Annotated in this window: 13 protein-coding genes and 2 pseudogenes; 5 read left to right on the top strand and 10 right to left on the bottom strand. The window is 29.5% G+C overall.

The window, feature by feature from the left end:
• Positions 1-264: 264 nt before the first annotated feature.
• From N5A56_RS03865 to N5A56_RS03835, 7 genes and pseudogenes are all read right to left on the bottom strand, one after another.
• A pseudogene (locus N5A56_RS03865) lies at positions 265-983 on the bottom strand (energy transducer TonB).
• 57 nt (positions 984-1,040) lie between these two features.
• Positions 1,041-1,424, bottom strand: a complete 384-nt coding sequence (locus tag N5A56_RS03860) for a VanZ family protein (RefSeq protein ID WP_265726300.1) — start codon at positions 1,422-1,424, stop codon at positions 1,041-1,043.
• Entirely contained in the window at positions 1,390-1,770 is a 381-nt protein-coding gene (gene gcvH, locus N5A56_RS03855; protein ID WP_265726301.1) for a glycine cleavage system protein GcvH, read from the bottom strand. Before gcvH ends, N5A56_RS03860 begins: the two co-directional genes overlap by 35 nt.
• A gap of 30 nt (positions 1,771-1,800) precedes the next feature.
• Positions 1,801-6,884 (bottom strand): annotated as a pseudogene (sov, locus tag N5A56_RS03850) (T9SS outer membrane translocon Sov/SprA).
• A gap of 14 nt (positions 6,885-6,898) precedes the next feature.
• Entirely contained in the window at positions 6,899-8,851 is a 1,953-nt protein-coding gene (sov, locus tag N5A56_RS03845; RefSeq protein WP_274270192.1) for a T9SS outer membrane translocon Sov/SprA, read from the bottom strand.
• 4 nt (positions 8,852-8,855) lie between these two features.
• Entirely contained in the window at positions 8,856-9,437 is a 582-nt protein-coding gene (gene ruvA, locus N5A56_RS03840) for a Holliday junction branch migration protein RuvA (RefSeq protein ID WP_265726303.1), read from the bottom strand.
• 31 nt (positions 9,438-9,468) lie between these two features.
• The gene (locus N5A56_RS03835) at positions 9,469-11,745 is read right to left on the bottom strand and encodes an NADP-dependent malic enzyme (protein WP_265726304.1); all 2,277 of its coding nucleotides are present in this window, start codon (positions 11,743-11,745) and stop codon (positions 9,469-9,471) included.
• A gap of 318 nt (positions 11,746-12,063) precedes the next feature.
• Here N5A56_RS03835 and N5A56_RS03830 point away from each other — a divergent pair, with 318 nt between their 5' ends.
• A complete protein-coding gene (locus N5A56_RS03830; RefSeq protein ID WP_265726305.1) occupies positions 12,064-14,529 on the top strand; it encodes a DUF5686 and carboxypeptidase regulatory-like domain-containing protein in 2,466 nt (821 codons plus the stop codon).
• Positions 14,530-14,622: 93 nt separating this feature from the next.
• The gene (locus N5A56_RS03825) at positions 14,623-14,796 is read left to right on the top strand and encodes a MoaD/ThiS family protein (protein ID WP_274270191.1); all 174 of its coding nucleotides are present in this window, start codon (positions 14,623-14,625) and stop codon (positions 14,794-14,796) included.
• 5 nt (positions 14,797-14,801) lie between these two features.
• Here the strand turns inward: N5A56_RS03825 and N5A56_RS03820 are convergent, their stop codons facing one another.
• Complete coding sequence (locus tag N5A56_RS03820; RefSeq protein WP_265726306.1) at positions 14,802-15,074, bottom strand: DUF3817 domain-containing protein; 273 nt, start codon at positions 15,072-15,074, stop codon at positions 14,802-14,804.
• A 91-nt stretch (positions 15,075-15,165) separates the two neighbouring features.
• Between N5A56_RS03820 and N5A56_RS03815 the strand changes: the two genes are divergently transcribed.
• Positions 15,166-15,588, top strand: a complete 423-nt coding sequence (locus N5A56_RS03815; protein ID WP_265726307.1) for a molybdenum cofactor biosynthesis protein MoaE — start codon at positions 15,166-15,168, stop codon at positions 15,586-15,588.
• Positions 15,589-15,637: 49 nt separating this feature from the next.
• Here the strand turns inward: N5A56_RS03815 and N5A56_RS03810 are convergent, their stop codons facing one another.
• Together N5A56_RS03810 and N5A56_RS03805 are read right to left on the bottom strand one after the other, a co-directional pair.
• Positions 15,638-16,660 (bottom strand): COX15/CtaA family protein, encoded by a 1,023-nt coding sequence (locus N5A56_RS03810; RefSeq protein WP_265726308.1) that lies wholly within the window; start codon positions 16,658-16,660, stop codon positions 15,638-15,640.
• A gap of 89 nt (positions 16,661-16,749) precedes the next feature.
• Positions 16,750-16,941 (bottom strand): cold-shock protein, encoded by a 192-nt coding sequence (locus N5A56_RS03805; RefSeq protein ID WP_249980345.1) that lies wholly within the window; start codon positions 16,939-16,941, stop codon positions 16,750-16,752.
• 399 nt (positions 16,942-17,340) lie between these two features.
• On the opposite strand from N5A56_RS03805, the gene N5A56_RS03800 reads away from it, so the two are divergent.
• A complete protein-coding gene (locus tag N5A56_RS03800) occupies positions 17,341-18,312 on the top strand; it encodes a ribonucleotide-diphosphate reductase subunit beta (RefSeq protein ID WP_265726309.1) in 972 nt (323 codons plus the stop codon).
• Between the two features lie 143 nt (positions 18,313-18,455).
• Positions 18,456-20,852 (top strand): ribonucleoside-diphosphate reductase subunit alpha, encoded by a 2,397-nt coding sequence (locus N5A56_RS03795; protein WP_265726310.1) that lies wholly within the window; start codon positions 18,456-18,458, stop codon positions 20,850-20,852.
• The last annotated feature ends 143 nt before the right edge of the window (positions 20,853-20,995 follow it).

Here is a 20,995-nt window from a genome sequence, read left to right as displayed (position 1 = left end):
TGTTTCTTTTATATTTACAAATTGGACAATTATCCGATTATAATATATTTAATTCTTTAGAACGTTCTTTTTGTTCTATGCTTACTCACTAATTTATTAATTAGATGAAGTGTAGATTGTTTGTAATGTAAAATAGATAACTAATTGTCATTTTAAATATATCTAATATCTCTTAATGAAATAGTTATAAAAGATAGAGGTAAATAAAAAAAACGTCTAGAAATTAATTCTAGACGTTTTATAAAAATCTTTACTTTATATTATTTACTCAACAATAAGAGTAAAAGGAATATTATATTTTACACCTACAGCTTTACCTCTTTGTCTCCCAGGTGTCATTTTAGGTAATTTTTTCATTACACTAATAACCTCACTTTTAATTTTCGGGTGTGGTGCTTTGGCACGAATATTTACTACGTTTCCATTTCTATCAATTTTAAAACCAATAAAAACTCTTTTCCTACCAGATGATAAACCTAATTCATTAGGCAATTCTGCATCAAATTTTCTGCTAAAATGTTTTTGTACCATTTTACTAAAACATTTTTTAGAGCTGCTTTATTTCCTTTACATCCAGGAAAAACTGGTACGTCTTCAATAACCATGAAACTTACATCTTCAATAACCTCTTCAACCTCTTCAACTTCTTCAATTTCTTCAACTTCAACAGCTTCAGTTTCATCAGTTTCAGTAGATTCTATTACTGTTTCCTCAATTTCCTTTTCATCTTCAACAATCTCTATTTTTTCTGGAGTTGGTGGTGGTGGAGTTTTAGGTTTAACTGGTTCAACTCTTTCAGTAATAATTGTTTCTTCTTCCATTTCAGCATTCATAGTAACAGTACCTAAGTCTCCATAAGTTTTGTCGTATGTTTTCTGTTCTATGGCAGCGTATGTTACAAAAAGTGCTAAAACTAGACCAATTTGCATAAATATTTTACTAAAATTTTCTAAATTTGATTTAGGATTTTTCTTAATTTCCATTCTAAAGAGTTTTTAATAGTTCGCTAATTTAATTAAATTATTGTTTTAAATACAAGTCTAAACGTTAATTAATGTAATTTTTTTAAAAATTATATTAAATATCAATAAAGCCAATAGAACTCCAATAGAATTTGCTATAACATCGAGCAAATCTCCAGTTCTATAAATAGTTATTGTATTTTGTAAAACTTCAATTATTATGCCAAGAATTATGCAACTAATTACTATAATATATTTCTTTTTAGGTTTTTTGTAAAATGAAAGTAACCAAGAAATTGTTAATGTAAAATATGCAATACTATGATATAATTTATCAATATTACTTATTTTAATATTTGTCTTAGGCATTTTTATTAAACTTAAACAAATAATAATTAAAGTAACAGCAATAGCAAAAATATAAATATTATCCTTTAATAAGACTTTGATACGTTTCTGCATCTAATAATTTTTCTAGTTCCGAATCATCAGAAAATTCTATTTTTATCATCCATCCTTTATCGTAAGGATCTGTATTTACTAACTCTGGCTCATCTTCTAACTCTTCATTAAATTCTATTACTTCTCCAGTTAATGGCATAAATAAATCAGAAACTGTTTTTACAGCTTCTACAGATCCAAATACTTCACCTTCTTCTACGGTGTCATCTAGCGTATCTACGTCTACATATACGATATCTCCTAATTCACCTTGTGCAAAATCTGTAATACCTACAGTTGCAATATTGCCTTCAATTTTAATCCACTCGTGATCTTTAGTGTATTTTAATTCAGCTGGAATGTTCATTTTTTTAAATTTTAATTTTATTTATTTATTTTAATTTCCTCCTAAGTTATATACAATATTAATACCTCCGTTAATTGCTTGTCTTGGAAATGTAGTTGATATCGCATATTTAGATGTTTGATGATTGTAATACAACGATGCTGTTAAATTACTATTCAATGCATAATCCGCCGTAAATTTAATAGAAAATAACTTTTGACCACCACTAATTTGATCATTATCTTCATCAACATACCTAATTTGTGTTAAATTATCTCTTAAAGAAACATCTGCTCTTAAATTTACATCACCTTTTAAGGTAGTTTTTTTACCTGTAAACCTTGTTTTCATTTTAACATCTTTAAATACATAACCTAAACCAAAAACATATTCTGTTCCTGCAATATCTGTTATAGTACTATTATTAAAGTTCATAGTTAAAGTTCTATCTCTTTTTATTTCACCTCTAAAAGAAAACGAGTTTTTCATTTTCATATCAACTTTTATTAAAGGAGAAAATTCATCAACTAATGTAACGCTAGAAACCAATAATTCGGGTTCTAAATTTTGTGAAATTTGATTTATTTTATTTTGTCCTTCTTCATATTGTAAGTTGTTTGTAAAACTAGAAACAGTATAAGAAGACCTGTAACCGTGTGAAAGTACAAATGTTGAAAAATTCTCTTTAAACCATTTCACTTTCATAAGACCGTTATATCTTAAAGTCCAATTAGGTATTGGTATATTTCTAAACAAGCTCGTATTTACCTTAGACGGATTTTTACCAGAATATGCAGCCATAAATGCAGGTAATAATACTTGCTGACTATTTTCTCCATAACCAGAAGTTACTCCATTTTCTGTAGAAAGTCTTTGAGATATTATACTTCTATAGCCTTTCATATTCTGAAATAATTGATCTCCACTAGTAAAAGCTGTAGAAATCATAGAATGACTTGTACTAAAGTTTCCTGTTTCAAAAACGGGCGTATCTTCAAATATATTTTTACCCTCTACTAAGTCTACTTGTTGAGATAGATCTCTAGTTTTTATTTTATTTCCTCTAACATCAATATTTAAATCTTTAATAGGCTTTAAAGTAAATGTATAATCTAATTTATTGTATTGAGTTCTACTATAGCTTTTATTAAAATACTCTCCATTATCTGCTCTTGTAACTAACCACCCGTTTTCTAAAGCTTTATTTCTAATGTCTACTTGACTACCGAACGCAAATGATGTTGGAGCTCCTCCTAAAAAACCAATATCCTCAGTATAACCTTGTAGATATTGTCCGTTATTTTCTGTGTAACTTATTTTACCTTGTTTTACAGAAGTTAAAACACTCCAAGCACCTTTTAATATTTTTTTACCTGTAGGTAAGTTTTTCTTTGGTTTTATATTTCTTCCTTTCGCATTCTTTCTTTGCGATTTTGTAAGTAGTAATTTTTCGAAACCTACTTTTTTATAAAGTTTATCAAAAGATATTGTGCTATTTATGTTATGAGTATTTGCATTTTGAATAACATTACCAATTTGCTCTACTATAGTTTCATCTTGAGACGATACTTGCCAATCAAAATCTGCTGTATAAGCATAATCTGCTTTAATAAAACTTAAGAAAGGAAATTTATCTAATGGTAATTTATAAGTAGTATTTAATTTTTGATGATATTGATTTGGTCTTCCTGTATTAAAGAAATTGTCAAAAATTTGTAAGTCCTCACCACTTTCAAAAGCATCATAAATATAGCTATTAGAAGCATTAAAATTCAATTGTAAAGATTTTGTAAGATCAAAACCTATGGTATAATCCCAATCAAATAAAAATCTTCTTTGTTTTAATTCTGGCTGAACTGGTAAACCTGCAATTAAATTTCGAGATTGCTGCTCGTTGTAACTTCTATTAATTCTAGAATTTACAGATATGGTTTTAGGAACTGGATTAAAGTTTAAATCTTTTATAAATTTCCAGTATTTACTTTTAAACTTCTCTGAGTTTTTAAATAATTCAATAGATTTAGAATCGAAATTAAAATTATAAGCAGCAGATGCAGCTACATTTTCATTTATATATTTCTTAATGTTATAATCTCTATGAAATTCTTTATTGTGAGAATAAGATACTGCTACATTTTCTACATTATAAAACTTTGGTTTTTTAGTAGAATTAGGGTTTCTATTCTTTTTTACATTGATAAAACTTATACTTGTTCTTTTAGTATAATCTCTAGAGAACTCTGCATCTAAAGCTTCAGGTAAATCGGCATTTAAAGCATCACTTAAAGTTACATCTTGGTATTTTGGATCAAACTTAGGGTCAATAAATTTTTCACCTACACTATAACTCATTGGTAATTGTATTCCCCATTTTTTGGGAGTAAGAACTTTACCTAAATTAATAGTTGTAGAAACATCATATTGTTTGGTTTCATCTAAACTACGTTGGTTAACTCTATCTTCTACATTTCCAAAACCTATAGTTTGCACGCTTCCAGATAAAGCAACGTTTGCTACATCAGCAAAATTAGCATCAGCATTCATTACTGCTGCCCAACCTGCTTTATTGTCAAAACCAGAAGAACGTAACTCATTAAACCAAATTTCTCCACTCTTAGCAACATTCCCCGTATTTTTTAAACCTAACATTATGGTTCTTAATTGTGCTAATGTTGGGTTTCCTTTTACAGTAATAGTGTAAGGTAAACTTGCACTTTGTTCAACAGATGTGTAAGGCTCATTAACCGGTAATTGTAGTTTATCTCTTTCTAATTTTACTTTACCAAAAGTATCTAAAAATGCATCTAAATTATTCTCTTCTGGCCAAATATCTACTTGACTACTTCCCCCATTACTAACAGTTAATGGAACTTCAATTTCGTAGTAATTGTCATCTAAATCTGTTCCTAATCTAATAACACCAGAGAAGCCATCGTTACCTTCTAAGTGCATAAACATTTTTAGGTTTTTAAAACGTCTTAAATCTACACTTATATTTTTGTAGATAGCTCTTGTTTTATTAGCAGCTAAGTTTGTTACTTTTAAAGTTACAGATTGCTCATTTTGTAGTTGAACAGTTGTACTACCTTGTAAACGCTCTCTTTCTATACCAGGAGGCTGAATGTAACTTCCATCATTTTGCTCAATACTTACAACACCAACTTCAAACCCTTCTAATTCAGATTGATTTAAATCTCTGTCTGGTGCAATTGCAGGGTCAATTGTTTTTGTATAACGTCTCCAATCTCCTCTAACTAAATCTAGTTCTCCAAAACGCACAACAACAGGCATTTTAAAATTGGTTAAAAACATTCTCACAAAACGAATGCTGTTAAAATCAGAAATTCCATTTATTGCTGTTCCGTTTCTAATTGGTACTCTAAATTGATACCATTTTGTTTGTTGTGTACTACCATTTTCTAAAGAAACTGAAGTAGTTTTTTCATCAACAATAAAATTATTTCCTTTTACTAAATCTGCTTGATTCATTGAGATTTTATATTCATAAAAACTCTCAACAGTATTCATTGTTTGATCTCTATTAATATCTTCTACATCTGGGTAAGTAGAAGAAGAAGTAGGGTAGCTTTCTGGTGATTGATTTAAGGTAGGAGAGTTCCCTTGAGTATTGTTATAGTCTTTATATCTTTTTAAAATTGAGGCATCAATTGCGTCTAATTGTGCACCTCTAAAAACTGAAAATTATCTGCAGCAGGATCTTCTAATGAACTATAGAAGCCAATGTTAGCTAATGATTTTTCATCAATATCATTTAAACCATCAAAACCAACATCTTGATTTGTTCTCGCTTCATCTTCTTCGCTAAAAGCATAGATTATTGATGGATTTCTTGGAACATCACCCCAAGTAGTTCTGTTTACATTTGCTCCGTTTACTTTTAAGCCATCTTCAGGTAATCCGTTTTCGAACATTTTACGATTATCCTTAACAATATCTTCAGAAATATTACCTAAATTAATATATAAATCTCCTACTTGATTTGAAATATCATTTGGGTCTATTCCTGCAGGTAATCCTTCTTTTGCTGTAAGTGAATAATTTTGATAAGGATCCATAATCCAAAATTGAATGTACTCAACATTTGCCTGATCAAAATTATTTGTTGTTAAAGGACGCATAATACCACCCCAATTTGTTTCAGGATTTGGTAGTTTTATAGTTCCGTCTATATTACTTGCATTTTGATTATAATTATAAGATCCTCTTTCTTGTGGAAAATATGCTAAATCTAAAGTTCTAACTAAAGAGTTTTGAGTAATATCTAATTGTACATTTGGAAAAAGCTCTCTATAGTTAATTTGCCTTGTTTCTGCTCTAGATAATTCATCAGCATCAATACTTGCAGGTGTTTGACCAATTCCATAAAATATTTGATCTATACTATACCAAGCTAATTTACCTCTTTTATCATTGTAGGTTAAATCGTTGTTTTTACCGTTAAATCTGTCGTTAACTTCATATCTTGGTGTGCTTGCTTCATACCAATCTAAAGGCGATAATAAACTTATTGGTATTTGAGATGCTTCAAAATCATCTATATAAGAAGTTGCAGCTCCTGCAACATCAATTCCGCTTGGAGTTCCAGGTAGCAAATAAGCCATATCGGCTCTAACAGAAAGGTTAGACGGCACATCTGTATCAACAAAAGGTAATTTATTAGCTAGTTTTGTAAAATATGGTACTTCTGTTGCATAATCAATATTTACACCAAACATAGTATTATCTATAGGTTCAGCTCCAAAATTAACTTTAGGTGTAATTGGTCTTTCATTAATATTTAAAATAGTTGCTCCAACTACCAATTCATCAGAAAATTTATGTTCAATATCAACACCCATAAAGGTTTTTCTTTGTTGATTAAAAACAGCATTATTTTCTGTTGATACGTTTATTGGAGTACCAGATGCTTGTAATCCTGGATCTATTATTTGTACTCTTCCTAATTGATAATCTACTACATAATCTACACCTTCAACCAATTGTCTTCCGCCAGCAGAAACCCTAACAGATCCTCTAGGAACATTAAAAGCACCAATAGGTATTCCTCCAGAATTTTCTGATTTAAAATACCCTTTTAAGAAATACTTGTCTTTATCTTGGAAGTTGTTTTTAATATTAATTTTAGTATTTAAGTATAGGTCTTTAAATAAATAAGATTCGTCTGCAACGTTTGTAAGTTTTTTTCTAATCCATTACCAAAAGGTTCTGGATCTGGGAAAATAACATATCCGTTTTGAGAGTTTACAGTAATTCCTTCTACATAATCAAAGAAACCATCTGCATTTCTAAATTGACTTTGATCTAATTGATCTAAGCTTAAAACTTGAATTAATGGCGTGTTAGGAATATTTGTAGTTAAAGCATTTTGAAGAACATTAGAAGAAACACCAGTTTTATCATCTCTATACTGAATTTCAAAGCGAAAACCATCTTGTGATAATGGATAAGCACCTAATGCATACACGTTTTTCATCATTAAACGCCAAGTAGGAAAAGACTCATCTTTATTTGTAGTAGTATTAAAACGTTTTGTTTTTAATATTTCTGACCTTAATAATTTTACAGCTAAATTTTGTGGAGCTAGCACTCCATCGTTAGAAAACTCTCCAACTTTAAATGATTTTTGGGTGCTACCGTTTACAGAACCAGCAACAGTATATTCATAAGCAACAGCTAAAACTTCTCCATCATTAAGTCTTCTATTTAAAGAGATATAACCTAATTGTGGGTTTAGTGTAAATTCATTTAATTCTAATTTTCTAGCATTTTCTAGCACAGAATAATCTGTTCCTTGCTCCATCTGAAAACTACCATTTAAAGTATTATCTACTGTAGAAACATCTCTAATTCCTGCTAAAATATTTGCTTCGTATATGTTGTTAGAGTTATTCTGAGGTAAATTTAATATCTGTCCATTAGTATTAATACTAACTGGGTTTGTATTAACTACCGCTCCATTATTATCTACTAAATTTTTGTAATTAGAATTTGTATTGTTAGACTCTCCAATATCTGCAAAGGCAACAATACTTCTAAAATCTTCTGTACTTGCATTTCTATTAGTTACCCAAACTTCAATTCTAGTTATATTAACCTGACTACTAATTAAAGGGTAGTTTTTTAAAGAGTTTGCATAGTTATCGATAAAAAATTGTGATAAGAAAAAGTGTCTATCATTATCATAGTCAGTAGTTCTTAGTTCAAAAGGTTGAATAGAAGCTCCTGCTTGTGCAACTACAGTTTTACTTTCAGAATTTTGCTGAGAAAATACAGCTGTAATATTCGTATTTCCAAACTTTAATTTTGTTTTAACCCCAAATAAACTTTGAGCTCCATTTATTAAAGAGTTTTTAATAGGCATTTCTACATTACCAGCTTCTAGCCCTTGTAGAATATCGTCTTCAGTTGGAGTAAAATCAATTTTTACTAGATTTTGAAAATCGAAACTAGCTTGTGTGTCGTAATTTGCTGTAAACTCTAATCGCTCACCAACTTTTGCACGTAAACTTGCGTTAATTTGTTGGTCAAAATCAAAAGTAAAACTACTTCTGTTTTCTTCTGATATTTGTGGATTATCTGTGTTTTGATAAATGAACCCAAGCTTTAAATTTAGATTTCCGGTAGGTGTAACTTTTACAGTATTACCGCCAAAAATAGATTCGAAAAATTTATTATTTACATAGTAAGTTGGTAATAAGTCTTTTTGTGCAGCTGCAGCTCCTTTTTTCTTACTATTTGTAGCGCTAACTTTATCTTTAAAATATTGCAACATATCTCGCTTTAAACGATATTGTTGATACATTTTTTCGGTTAAAAAAATTGGATTTTTTGTAATATAGTCACCAATTTTTTCAAGGATAACATACATATTTAACTCCTTGTCAAAAACAACTTCTTTTTTTGCTAAATCATCTAAAAAGAGCCCTCCTTTTTGGTTATGATTAAAGTTGTATTTAAGTTTTAAAGTGTCTTTTTTAACACCTGTAGTATTTTTAGTTTTATTAGTTTGCGCGTAGGAAGTTAAGTTTACTGAAAAAGTAAAAAGGACTAATAAAAATATATTTTTTAATAATCTACTCAATTGATTATAAGTTTTTTAAAGCTAGTTTAATGATTTTTTCTACAGAAGCATCTTGGTTCTCTTTTACAATAGAATTTACTATTTTCTCAGATTGTTTTCTTTGAAAGCCTAAAACTTCTAAAGCTGATAACGCTTCATCTTTATTAGTATTGTTTGTGCTAATAGAAACTTCATCTATATCAAAGGTTTTTAGAATTTTATCTTTTAAATCTACAATTACTCTTTGCGCTGTTTTTGCACCAATTCCTTTTACTGATTGAATTAGCGCTACATTTTCTGAAGCAATTGCATTTTGTATTTCTTCAGAAGTCATAGAAGAACACATTGTTCTTGCAATACTTGGCCCAACACCAGAAACAGATATTAATAATTTGAAAACTTCTCTTTCAGTTTTATTTATAAAGCCAAAAAGTGTGTGAGCATCTTCTCTAATAGATAAATGTGTATAAAGAATTACATTTTCGTTAGTAGGTAAACTTGAAAACGTATTTAGAGAAATATGCAATAAATAACCAACACCATTGCAATCTATAACAACTTCAGTTGGACTTTTTTCTACTAATCTTCCTCTAATTTGTGTAATCATAAAATCTTTTTCTGGGCTCTAATGTAGCAATTTATTTACTCTTTTCCTTTTGTTGTGCATCTAAGCATGCTAAAGCTGCCATATTTACTATCTCATCTACACTGGCTCCAAGTTGTAAAACGTGTACTGCTTTACTTAAACCTAATATAACTGGGCCTATAGATTCAGCTTTGTTTACTTGTTTTAATAATTTATAAGTAATATTTGCAGACTCTAAATTAGGAAAAATTAAAACATTTACTTTTTTTCCATTTAATTTTGAAAAAGGAAATTCTTTAGCTAACATTTCTGGGTTTAAAGCAAAATCTGCTTGAATTTCTCCATCAACTACAGCATTAGGGAAATGGCGATGAATATAAGATACTGCTTCTTTTATTTTATTAGAAGTTTCTGTACTTATAGATCCAAAGTTAGAAAAAGACAACATAGCAACATTTGGTTTCATTCCAAACATTTTTACTAAATTAGAAGTCATTTGAGTAATCTTAACTAAATCTTTAGCAGATGGATTTATATTAATAGTTGTGTCAGCTAAAAACAAAGGGCCTTGTTTAGTTAGCATTAAATTACATGCCGCAACTTTAGAAACACCTTTGTCTTTTTCTATTAATTCTAACATTGGTTTAAGAACACTAGGGTATGGCCTAGAATAGCCTGTTATTAGTGCATCTGCTTCATTTTCATTAACCATCATTGCTCCAAAATAATTACGCTCACGCATTAGTTTTTTTGCTTCAGACAATGTTCTACCTTTTCGTTGTCTACTTTTCCAGTACGCATCTCCAAAACGATTTCTACGTTCACTTTCTTCATCTGTTTTAGGATCGAAAATAGGTACGTTAGCTGTAAAACCAATTTCTTCTTTTAACTCTAAAATAACCTCTTTTCTACCTAAAAGTATAGGTAATCCAAGTTTTTCTTCGTGAACCCTTTGAGCGGCTTTTAAAACATCTAAATGGTCTGCTTCAGCAAAAACAATACGTTTTTTATTGCTTTTTGCTCGATTATGAATCATTCTAATTTCTTTGCTACCCGAACCAGATCTATCCATTAATTCTTCTCTATACTTTTCCCAATCAGATATTGGTTCTAGTGCTACACCAGATTCCATTGCAGCTTTAGCAATAGCTGGTGGAATTTCATAAATTAATCTAGGATCAAATGGTTTTGGTATAATATATTCTCTACCAAATGAAAGACTTACTTCGTCATAAACAATGTTTACTTGTTCCGGTACAGATCTTTTTGCTAAATCAGCTAATGCATACACTGCAGCTAATTTCATTTCTTCGTTAATTTTAGTAGCTCTAACATCTAGCGCACCTCTAAAAATAAAAGGAAATCCGAGTACGTTATTTACTTGATTAGGATGGTCTGATCTACCAGTAGCCATAATAATATCATCTCTAGTTGCAATTGCTAAATCATAATCTATTTCTGGAGTAGGATTCGCCATTGCAAAAACAATAGGATCTTTAGACATTGTTAAGAGCATTTCTGGAGTAACTACATTTCCCATAGAAAGACCTATAAAAACATCTGCATTTTGCATAGCATCGTCCAAAGTGTTTAAATTTTGGTTTGTAGCAAATTCCTCTTTTTGAGATGTTAAATTGTCTCTATCTTTTCGAATGACACCTTTACTGTCACACATTACAATATTTTCTTTTTGTGCACCTAATTTTACATACAAACGTGTACATGAAATTGCTGCTGCACCTGCACCATTTACTACAATTTTTACTTTAGAAATGTCTTTTTGGGTTATTTCTATTGCATTTTTTAATGCTGCTGCAGAAATAATTGCGGTTCCATGCTGATCATCATGCATAACAGGAATATCTAATTCCTCTTTTAGTCTTCTTTCTATTTCGAAAGCTTCTGGAGCTTTTATGTCTTCTAAATTAATCCCTCCAAAAGTAGGGGCAATTGCTTTAACAGTTTCTACAAATTTATCAACGTCTGTGGTATCAACTTCTATGTCAAAAACATCAATATCTGCAAATATTTTAAATAACAAACCTTTACCTTCCATTACAGGCTTTGAAGCTTCAGGGCCAATGTCTCCTAAGCCCAAAACAGCAGTTCCGTTAGATATTACAGCTACTAAATTGCCTTTAGATGTGTATTTGTATGCATTGTTTTTGTCTTTTGCTATTTCTAAACAAGGTTCTGCAACACCTGGAGAATACGCTAAAGCTAAATCGTGCTGTGTGGCGTACTTTTTTGTAGGAATAACTTCAATTTTTCCTGGTTTTGGTTTTGCGTGATATAGTAAAGCCTCATGTCTTTTTCTAGAATCGCTCATAAAATGTTTTTTCCTTATTTAAGCATACAAATATAGGCTTTTCGGTTAAAGAGAAAACGAAGAATACTAATCTTTTATGATTTGATTTTTTCTAACTGTGTTTTGTTATTTATAGCTCGTTTTTTATTTTAAATTAGGGTTTAAAAGTCTTTTTTGACTTTGTTTTTGATAGTTTTGAAAATATATATAAAAAAGAGCAACTATTAGAGCTTTTATGACGTCTTAATAATTAAGAACAATTTACAATATCGTTAACAAAAATTAAACATTTTATTGTAACATAAACTTTAGCTTTACGTCTTCAACTAAAACCAAACTATGAAAAAAAATACTTTTCTATTTTTTCTTTTTATTTCATTAAGCTTTTTTGCACAAGTAAAAGGTAATATTATAGACACTGAAAATAATCCGCTTTCATTTGTAAGTGTTTATTTAAATAAGACAGTAACAGGAACAACTTCAAATGATAATGGAGATTATGTGTTAGATCTAAATAAGTTAGGGAAACAAGTTATAGTTTTTCAATTTTTGGGATTTAAAACGTTAAAAAAAGAAATTAATATTACTTCGTTTCCTTTTGAACTAAATGTTCAATTAGAAGAAGAAAGTGTGCAGTTAACTGGTATTTCTATATCAACTAAAGATAATCCTGCTAATCAAATCATTAGAAAAGTTATTGCAAATAAAGACAAGAATACAGATAAGTTTGCAGAGTATACTGCCAATTTTTATTCAAGAGGTTTGTATAGAATTAAAGATGCACCAGAAAAATTTTTAGGTCAAACTTTAGGTGATTTTGGTGGAGGTTTGGATTCTACAAGAAGTGGGATTATTTATCTTTCTGAAACTGTTTCAGATATTAAGTTTCAGAAACAACCAAAGAGATTTAAAGAAAATATTATAGCTTCCAAGGTAAGTGGCAGGGATAATGGAATTAGTTTTAATAGAGCAGAAGATGCAAATATCAATTTTTATAATAATAATGTAGAGCTTGGAAATGATTTAGTTTCTCCAATTTCTACAAATGCTTTCAGTTATTATAAATTTAAATTGAAAGGTACTTTTTATGATGAAAAAGGTAAGCTAATCAATAAAATAAAATTAATTCCCAAACGTAAAAACGATCGGGTTTTTAATGGGTTTTTATATATAGTTGAAGATGATTGGGCTTTATATGGTGTAGATGTTTCTGTTACTGGAGCTCAAGTTAATATTCCTGTTGTTGATGTTTTAAAGTTGAAACAGAATTATAATTATTCCGAAGAAAATGATGCTTGGGTTTTAATAAGTCAGACTATAGATTTTAAGGTAAACGCTTTTGGTTTTAAATTTGACGGTCGTTTTTCTGCTGCTTTTTCGGATTATAATTTTAAACCAAATTTTACAGAAAAAACGTTTACAAATGAGGTTTTAACTTTCGAAAAAGAAGCTACAGAAAAAGACTCAACGTATTGGAATGATTTAAGACCTGTTCCTTTAACCAAAGAAGAAGTTAGTGATTATGTTATTAAGGATAGTATTAAAGTTGTTCGTAAATCAAAAAAATATTTAGATTCTGTAAATAAAAAACAAAATAAGTTAAGTGTTCTTTCTCCAATAACTGGTTATACCTATAGGAATTCACATAAAAAATGGTCTTTATCGTACAAAGGTATTATTAGCGATTTAGGTTTTAATACCGTTCAAGGTTTAAATACATCTATTGGCGTTAGCTATTTTAAAAGCTTAAACCAAAAAGGAAAATGGTGGAATGCTGGTGTAAATGTTAATTATGGTTTGTCTGAGGAAAAAGCAAGACCAACTTTCTTTTTTACAAAAAAATGGAATAATATTTCTAGGCCACGACTTTCTATTTCTGGAGGTGTAAAAACTGCTCAGTTTAATGATAGGGAGCCAATTTCTAAAATGGATAATATGATTAGATCGTTGTTGAAAAGAGAAAATTATATGAAAATTTATGAAAAAGAGTTTGCTAAAATTAGGTATTCTGAAGAAATTAAAAACGGAGTTTATTTTTCTACTTCTTTAGAATATGCAAATAGAAAGCCGCTTTTTAATACAAGTAATTATTCTTTTGCAAGACAAAGTAAAACAGATCCTTATACGTCTAATAATCCTCTAAATTCTTCAGACTATATAAATCCTGCATTTTCCGTACATAAAATGGCAACATTTAATATTGGAGCAACAATTATTTTTAATCAGAAATATTTGTCATATCCAGATAGAAAAGAAAATATTGGAAATAATAAATTCCCTTCTTTAAGTGTTAATTATAAGAAAAACTTTGGAGCCTCAGATTCTGGGTTAAATTCTGATTTGCTTACAGCAAATATTAGGCAAAGTTTAGATGCAGGGAATTTTGGGAATACGGCTTACAATGTTAGAGGAGGTCTTTTTTTTAAGAAGAAAAATATTGCTTTAATGGATAATTTACAAGCGAATGGTAATCAATTGTTTTTTGTTACAGATACCCAATTAAATAGTTTTGGTTTACTAGAGTATTATAAATTTTATACGAATGATAAATATGCAGAAGCACATGTAGAACATAATTTTAAAGGATCTATTTTAGGTAAATTACCTTTAATAAATAAGTTGAATTTTCATTTAATTGGAGGGGCAAAAACTTTATTTATGGCTAATAAAAATCCTTACACAGAATTTTCAGTTGGTTTAGGAAATGTGGGTATTGGTAAGTGGCGTTTTTTAAGGGTTGATTATGTTAAGTCGTTTAATGCAGGTATTAAAAACGATGGATTCTTGTTTAAGATGAGTTTTTAAATTAATACTTTTTTATCTTTGCATTAAATGGATATAAAAACACTTTTTTTGGAATTACAACAGATTTAGTAGGTGCCTCAAACTTGTATATAAATGCAAAAAAAGGAACAACTGTTAGTGGTTTTAAGCAAATTATCAAAAAAACATTCTCTGCTAAAAAATATAGACTCATACGCTATTGCGGTAAATGAAGAATATGCTGCAGACGACTTAATTTTGAAAGAAAATGATATCGTTGCAGTAATTCCACCTGTTAGTGGAGGTTAGTTTTTTTAGCGTAAATACTTTTTATCAATATAGAAGGTTCCAAAAGGTAAAATAGAGGCAACTAAAACTATTCCTAAAGTTTTATTGTCCCAATTCATTTCTTTTTTAATTACAATAGCTAAAACTACATATAGCATAAAAAGTATTCCGTGAGGCATACCTAGCATTTTTACATAAGAAGCATCTCCTTGAAAATGTTTGATTGGAGTTGCTATAAATAGTAAAAGCAAGTAAGAAATTCCTTCTAAAAGACTAACAATTCTAAAGATACTTTTCATTTTGTTGAAGTATTGGAAATTTGAGTGCAAAGATACATTATGAATTATTATTTTTGCTATAAGTATTGAACTTGTTTTAATATAAAGTATTATGCAAAGAACTTCTATAAAAATAACTTTCGATAAATTGAGTTTACAAGAATGCTATCATTTTGTAGAAGATGATTCTTGTGGTGGAATTTCAGCTTTTATTGGAACTGTTAGGAATGATACTAAAGGAAAAGAAGTAAAACAGCTAGATTTTTCAACTTACAAACCAATGGCAATAAAAGAGATGAAGAAGATTGCTGTTTTATGTTTAGAGAAATTTGACATTCAAAAAATAGCTATTCATCATGCGGAAGGTATGTTGCAAATTGGGGAAATTCCTGTGATAATTGCTGCATCTGCAAAGCATAGAAAAGCTGCTTTTAGAGCTTGCGAATTTGCAATAGATACTTTAAAGGAAACTGTTCCTATCTGGAAAAAAGAATATTTTTCTGACGGAGAAGTTTGGGTAAATGCGCATCCTTAAATAAGATTCAAAGCTTTAGTGGCTCAAAGTGATATAGTATTTATTTTTACTAACCACTAATTCCTTTTCTGCTTTGTAACCATAAATAAAATTGCAAACCAAATAAAATTGCACCAGATAACAAATGTATAGCTTGTGTTCCTAAGGGAAATTCTGCATAGTACATTAAAATACCTGTAATGGTTTCTAGAAAGATTAAAAAGACAATCCAATTTACTAATTTATAGCCTAAATTTTTAATTTGATTGATGTAAAATAAACCTAAGTTTACTAAAACAATTGCTATTGTAAAAGACCTATGAAAGTAAAATTTAAAATTAGCATTCATTAAACTATAGTTTTTATTCTCAAAACCAAAGAGCTTTACTTGTTCGTCTATAAATTGTCTAACCTGTGTACCCAAAGCAATTTGTATTAATGAAAAAATGACAGAAAAAATTAAAAGTTTATTAAAAATTGAGTTGTAATTAACTTTCTTTTTATTCTTACTAACTATAAATTTTATTTTTAATAAAAGCGCAATAATTATTAGGCCAATAACCATGTGTATAGTAATTACTCCAGGTTTTAAGTTTGTATCTATAACCATTTTTCCCATTACAGCTTCTACTAGCATTAAAAAGAAAGCAGTAAAAGCTAAATAGGTAATTTGTTTATTAGTTTTCCAATATTTTAAAGAGCCATAAATTAAAAAGAGAAAAACAAAACCAGCTAAAACAGAAGTTAATCTATTTATATACTCGGTCCAAGTGTGGTATTTATTAAATTTTGCGTAATCGTGTTTAGTGTATTTTATCCAATTATTTTGGTTGAATTCTATAGAGGTTTTTACGTCATTTTCTGCAACAAATAATGCTTCATCTTTAATAATGATAAAACCTTTTTTATAATCAGAATTAGGTTTCCATGTAATTTGTTTTTCAGAGGTAGGTGGTATGTAATAACCAAAACATTTTGGCCAATCTGGACATCCCATCCCAGATCCTGTCATTCTAACTACAGATCCAGCTAAAAATATTAAGTATACAGAGATAATTGTAATTTGTACAATTTTTGGAAACTTACTTTTCATTTTTAAAATGTTTTTGCAAAAATAAGGCAAAAAAAACCGTCTAAAATATTTAGACGATTCTTTACTTTTTAAAAATTTAAGAAATATAATTAGATTACTCTAACGTCTACTGCGTTTAAACCTTTTCTTCCTTCTTTCAAGTCAAATTCTACTGCATCACCTTCTCTAATTTCGTCAATTAAACCTGATACGTGTACAAAATACTCTGTTTTTGAATCGTCTTCAACTACAAATCCAAATCCTTTAGATTCGTTGAAAAATTTTACTGTTCCGTTTTTCACTTTGATAAATAATAAATTGTTAATAAAGTACAAATATACACTTATAATATGAGGTTTATACTACTTTGTTCTTTTCTATTAAAAAAAGCTGTTTTATTTTTTTGTTTCTGTAGTAAAATATTTTTACTTTTTTTAAATGGGTAGAGGTGTATTAGACTTTTTCAAGAAAGTCAATAATACTAGGCCTTTAAGACTTTTTAACATTTTAAAAAGCTGTATATCAGATAATTGAGGATAATGCAAAAAATGAAAAAAAACCTAAAAAAGTGCATTTTGTTAAAAACTTCAAGGGTTTTGTGAATAAGTATAACTTTCATTTTGGAACAAAAAATTCAATCTTTGTAGGAGTCGTTCTTAACGATTAAATAATATTCAATAACTCTCAAATTATACCTATACATGTCTAATATAGAACCAATTTTACAACCTAATGACAATCGCTTTGTGATTTTCCCTATTCAGCATGATGATTTATGGGAATGGTATAAAAAACAACAAGCTTGTTTCTGGACTGCAGAAGAAATTGATTTGCATGCAGATGTTATTGATTGGACTACTAAGTTAACGGATGATGAGCGTTATTTTATAAAACATATTTTAGCTTTTTTTGCGGCATCTGATGGAATTGTAAATGAAAATTTAGCAGAAAATTTTGTTAATGAAGTACAATATTCTGAAGCTAAATTTTTCTATGGGTTTCAAATTATGATGGAGAATGTGCACTCAGAAACATATTCTTTATTAATTGATACTTATGTAAAAGATGAGGTTGAAAAAGATAGATTATTTAGAGCGATTGAAGTTTTTCCTGCAATTAAAAGAAAAGCAGATTGGGCTCTAAAATGGATAGAGTCAGACTCTTTTGCAGAAAGATTAATTGCTTTTGCTGCTGTTGAGGGTATTTTCTTCTCAGGAGCATTTTGTTCAATTTTTTGGTTAAAGAAAAGAGGATTATTACCAGGATTAACTTTTTCTAATGAGTTAATTTCAAGAGACGAAGGTATGCATGCAGATTTTGCAGTACACTTACATAATAATCATATTGTAAACAGAGTTTCTCCAGATCGTATTAAAGAGATAATAGTTGATGCTTTAAATATTGAAAGAGAGTTTGTAACGGAGTCATTGCCAGTTAGTTTAATTGGAATGAATGCAAAGTTAATGACACAGTATTTAGAATTTGTAGCAGACAGATTATTGTTAGAATTCGGATGTGAAAAAGTATATGATTCTACAAATCCGTTCGATTTTATGGAAATGATTTCTTTAGAAGGAAAAACTAATTTCTTCGAAAAAAGAGTTTCTGAATATCAAAAAGCTGGAGTAAAATCTGGTGGAACTGGTAGTATAAGTTTCGATTCAGATTTTTAATTTAGTTTCATTCCCCAGGACACTAAATACCTATTAAATATTAAAAATTTATACCCTAATTTTTTTGGGGTAAGAAAATAAACTGCCAAAAAGTGGATGTTTTGGTGGCTAACTAAACAACTAAAAATAAAACCTGTAAACCTATGTATGTAGCAAAAAGAGACGGCAAGAAAGAACCAGTGATGTTCGACAAAATCACAGCAAGAGTTAAAAAAATGTGTTATGGATTAAATAAAATTGTCGATCCAGTTAAAGTTGCAATGCGGGTAATTGAAGGTTTGTATGATGGTGTAACTACTTCAGAGTTAGATAATTTAGCGGCAGAAACAGCAGCTACCATGACTACTGCGCATCCAGACTATGCCAGATTAGCAGCAAGAATTGCAGTTTCTAACTTACATAAAAACACCAAAAAATCATTCTCAGAAACAATGGATGATTTATATTACTATGTAAATCCACGTACAGAAAAAAAAGCGCCATTATTGGCAGATGATGTATATGAAATCATCAAAGACAATGCAGAAAAATTAGATTCTACTATTATTTATAATAGAGATTTTAATTACGATTACTTTGGTTTTAAAACATTAGAACGTTCATATTTATTAAAGTTGAACGGTCAGATTGCAGAACGTCCACAACACATGTTAATGCGTGTTTCTATCGGTATTCATAAAAATGATATAGATGAAGCAATAGCAACTTATGAGTTAATGAGTAAAAAATATTTTACGCATGCAACTCCTACATTATTTAATGCAGGTACACCAAAACCACAAATGTCCTCTTGTTTTTTATTGCAAATGCAAGATGATAGTATAGAAGGTATATACGATACATTAAAACAAACAGCAAAAATATCGCAATCTGCAGGAGGTATTGGTTTGTCTTTACATAATATTAGAGCTACAGGTTCTTATATTGCTGGTACTAACGGTACATCTAACGGAATTGTACCTATGTTAAAAGTATTTAATGATACCGCTCGTTATGTAGATCAAGGAGGAGGAAAACGTAAAGGGTCTTTCGCTATGTATTTAGAACCTTGGCATGCAGATATTTTCGACTTTTTAGATTTAAAGAAAAATCACGGTAAAGAAGAAATGCGTGCAAGAGATTTATTCTATGCAATGTGGATTTCAGATTTATTTATGAAACGTGTTCAAGAAGATGCAGACTGGACTTTAATGTGTCCTCATGAATGTCCGCATTTATATGATACATACGATGAAGAGTTCGAGCGTTTATATACAAGTTATGAAGCTGCTGGAAAAGGTAGAAAAACGATAAAAGCACGTGAACTTTGGGAGAAGATTTTAGAATCTCAAATAGAAACGGGTACACCATATATGTTGTATAAAGATGCAGCAAACAGAAAATCGAATCAGAAAAACTTAGGTACAATTCGTTCTTCAAACTTATGTACAGAAATTATGGAGTATACGGCAAAAGACGAGGTTGCAGTTTGTAACTTAGCCTCTATTGCGTTACCAATGTTTATTTCGGAAAGAGAAAACGGCGAAAAATACTTTAACCATAAAAAACTATACGATGTTACTAAAAAAGTAACTCGTAATTTAGATACAGTAATTGATGCTAATTTTTACCCAGTAATTGAAGCAGAAAATTCTAACTTTAGACACAGACCAGTAGGACTAGGAATTCAAGGTTTAGCAGATGCATTTATACAATTACGTTTGCCTTTTACTTCTGATGAAGCTAAAAAATTAAATCAAGAAATTTTTGAAACTATGTATTTTGCAGCAGTAACTTCTTCTATGGAAATTGCTAAAGCAAAAGAACCATATTCTACATTTAAAGGATCTCCAATGTCTGAAGGAGAATTCCAATTTAATATGTGGGGAATTAAAGATGATGAATTAAGTGGAAACTGGGATTGGGCTAAATTACGTAAGCAAGTAATGAAGCATGGTGTAAGAAACTCGTTGTTAGTTGCGCCAATGCCAACAGCATCTACCTCTCAAATTTTAGGAAACAATGAAGCTTTTGAGCCTTACACTTCTAATATTTATACGAGAAGAGTTTTATCTGGTGAGTTTATTGTTGTAAATAAACATTTGTTAGAAGACTTAGTAGAATTAGGTTTATGGGATAATGATATGAAAGAAAGCATTATGCGTGCAAATGGTTCTATTCAACACATCGAAGAAATTCCTGCAGAGCTAAGAGAATTATACAAAACAGTTTGGGAAATGAGTATGAAAGATATTATTGATATGGCTCGTCATAGAGGATATTTTATCGATCAATCTCAATCTTTAAACTTATTCTTAAAAGATCCAGATTTCGGAAAATTAACTTCAATGCATTTTTATGCTTGGAAATCTGGTTTAAAAACAGGTATGTATTACTTAAGAACTAAGTCTGCAGTAAATGCTACTCAGTTTACAGTTTCTAAAGAAAAGAAAGCAGAAGTAATTGAAGATAAACCAATGTCTCCAGCAGAGTTTAAAGCTATGGTTAATGCTTCTAAAAATGGAGCGCCAGATGATGATTGCCTAATGTGTGGATCATAGAAAGTTAAAATAATAAAAAAAGAGAAGTCGAAAGACTTCTCTTTATAATAAACAGTTAAATATAATATTTGAGAAAAAAGTAACAAACAAAAAAAGCGATACTGGAAATATCGCTTCTTGGTAAAACTTTAATTTTTTCCTTG

It is taken from the genome of Polaribacter ponticola, from assembly GCF_026191475.2.
GTDB lineage: Bacteria > Bacteroidota > Bacteroidia > Flavobacteriales > Flavobacteriaceae > Polaribacter > Polaribacter ponticola.
The sequence above is the reverse complement of the archived record's forward strand: the minus strand, read 5'-3'. Positions and strand labels throughout refer to the sequence as shown.

Coding starts and splice junctions, on each gene's coding strand:
- N5A56_RS03795 (WP_265726310.1), top strand. CDS start 18,456: ATGTATGTAGCAAAAAGAGACGGCAAGAAAGAACCAGTGATGTTCGAC.
- N5A56_RS03860 (WP_265726300.1), bottom strand. CDS start 1,424: ATGCAGAAACGTATCAAAGTCTTATTAAAGGATAATATTTATATTTTT.
- N5A56_RS03810 (WP_265726308.1), bottom strand. CDS start 16,660: ATGAAAAGTAAGTTTCCAAAAATTGTACAAATTACAATTATCTCTGTA.
- N5A56_RS03825 (WP_274270191.1), top strand. CDS start 14,623: ATGCAAAAAAAGGAACAACTGTTAGTGGTTTTAAGCAAATTATCAAAA.
- gcvH (WP_265726301.1), bottom strand. CDS start 1,770: ATGAACATTCCAGCTGAATTAAAATACACTAAAGATCACGAGTGGATT.
- ruvA (WP_265726303.1), bottom strand. CDS start 9,437: ATGATTACACAAATTAGAGGAAGATTAGTAGAAAAAAGTCCAACTGAA.
- N5A56_RS03800 (WP_265726309.1), top strand. CDS start 17,341: ATGTCTAATATAGAACCAATTTTACAACCTAATGACAATCGCTTTGTG.
- N5A56_RS03815 (WP_265726307.1), top strand. CDS start 15,166: ATGCAAAGAACTTCTATAAAAATAACTTTCGATAAATTGAGTTTACAA.
- N5A56_RS03820 (WP_265726306.1), bottom strand. CDS start 15,074: ATGAAAAGTATCTTTAGAATTGTTAGTCTTTTAGAAGGAATTTCTTAC.
- N5A56_RS03830 (WP_265726305.1), top strand. CDS start 12,064: ATGAAAAAAAATACTTTTCTATTTTTTCTTTTTATTTCATTAAGCTTT.
- N5A56_RS03835 (WP_265726304.1), bottom strand. CDS start 11,745: ATGAGCGATTCTAGAAAAAGACATGAGGCTTTACTATATCACGCAAAA.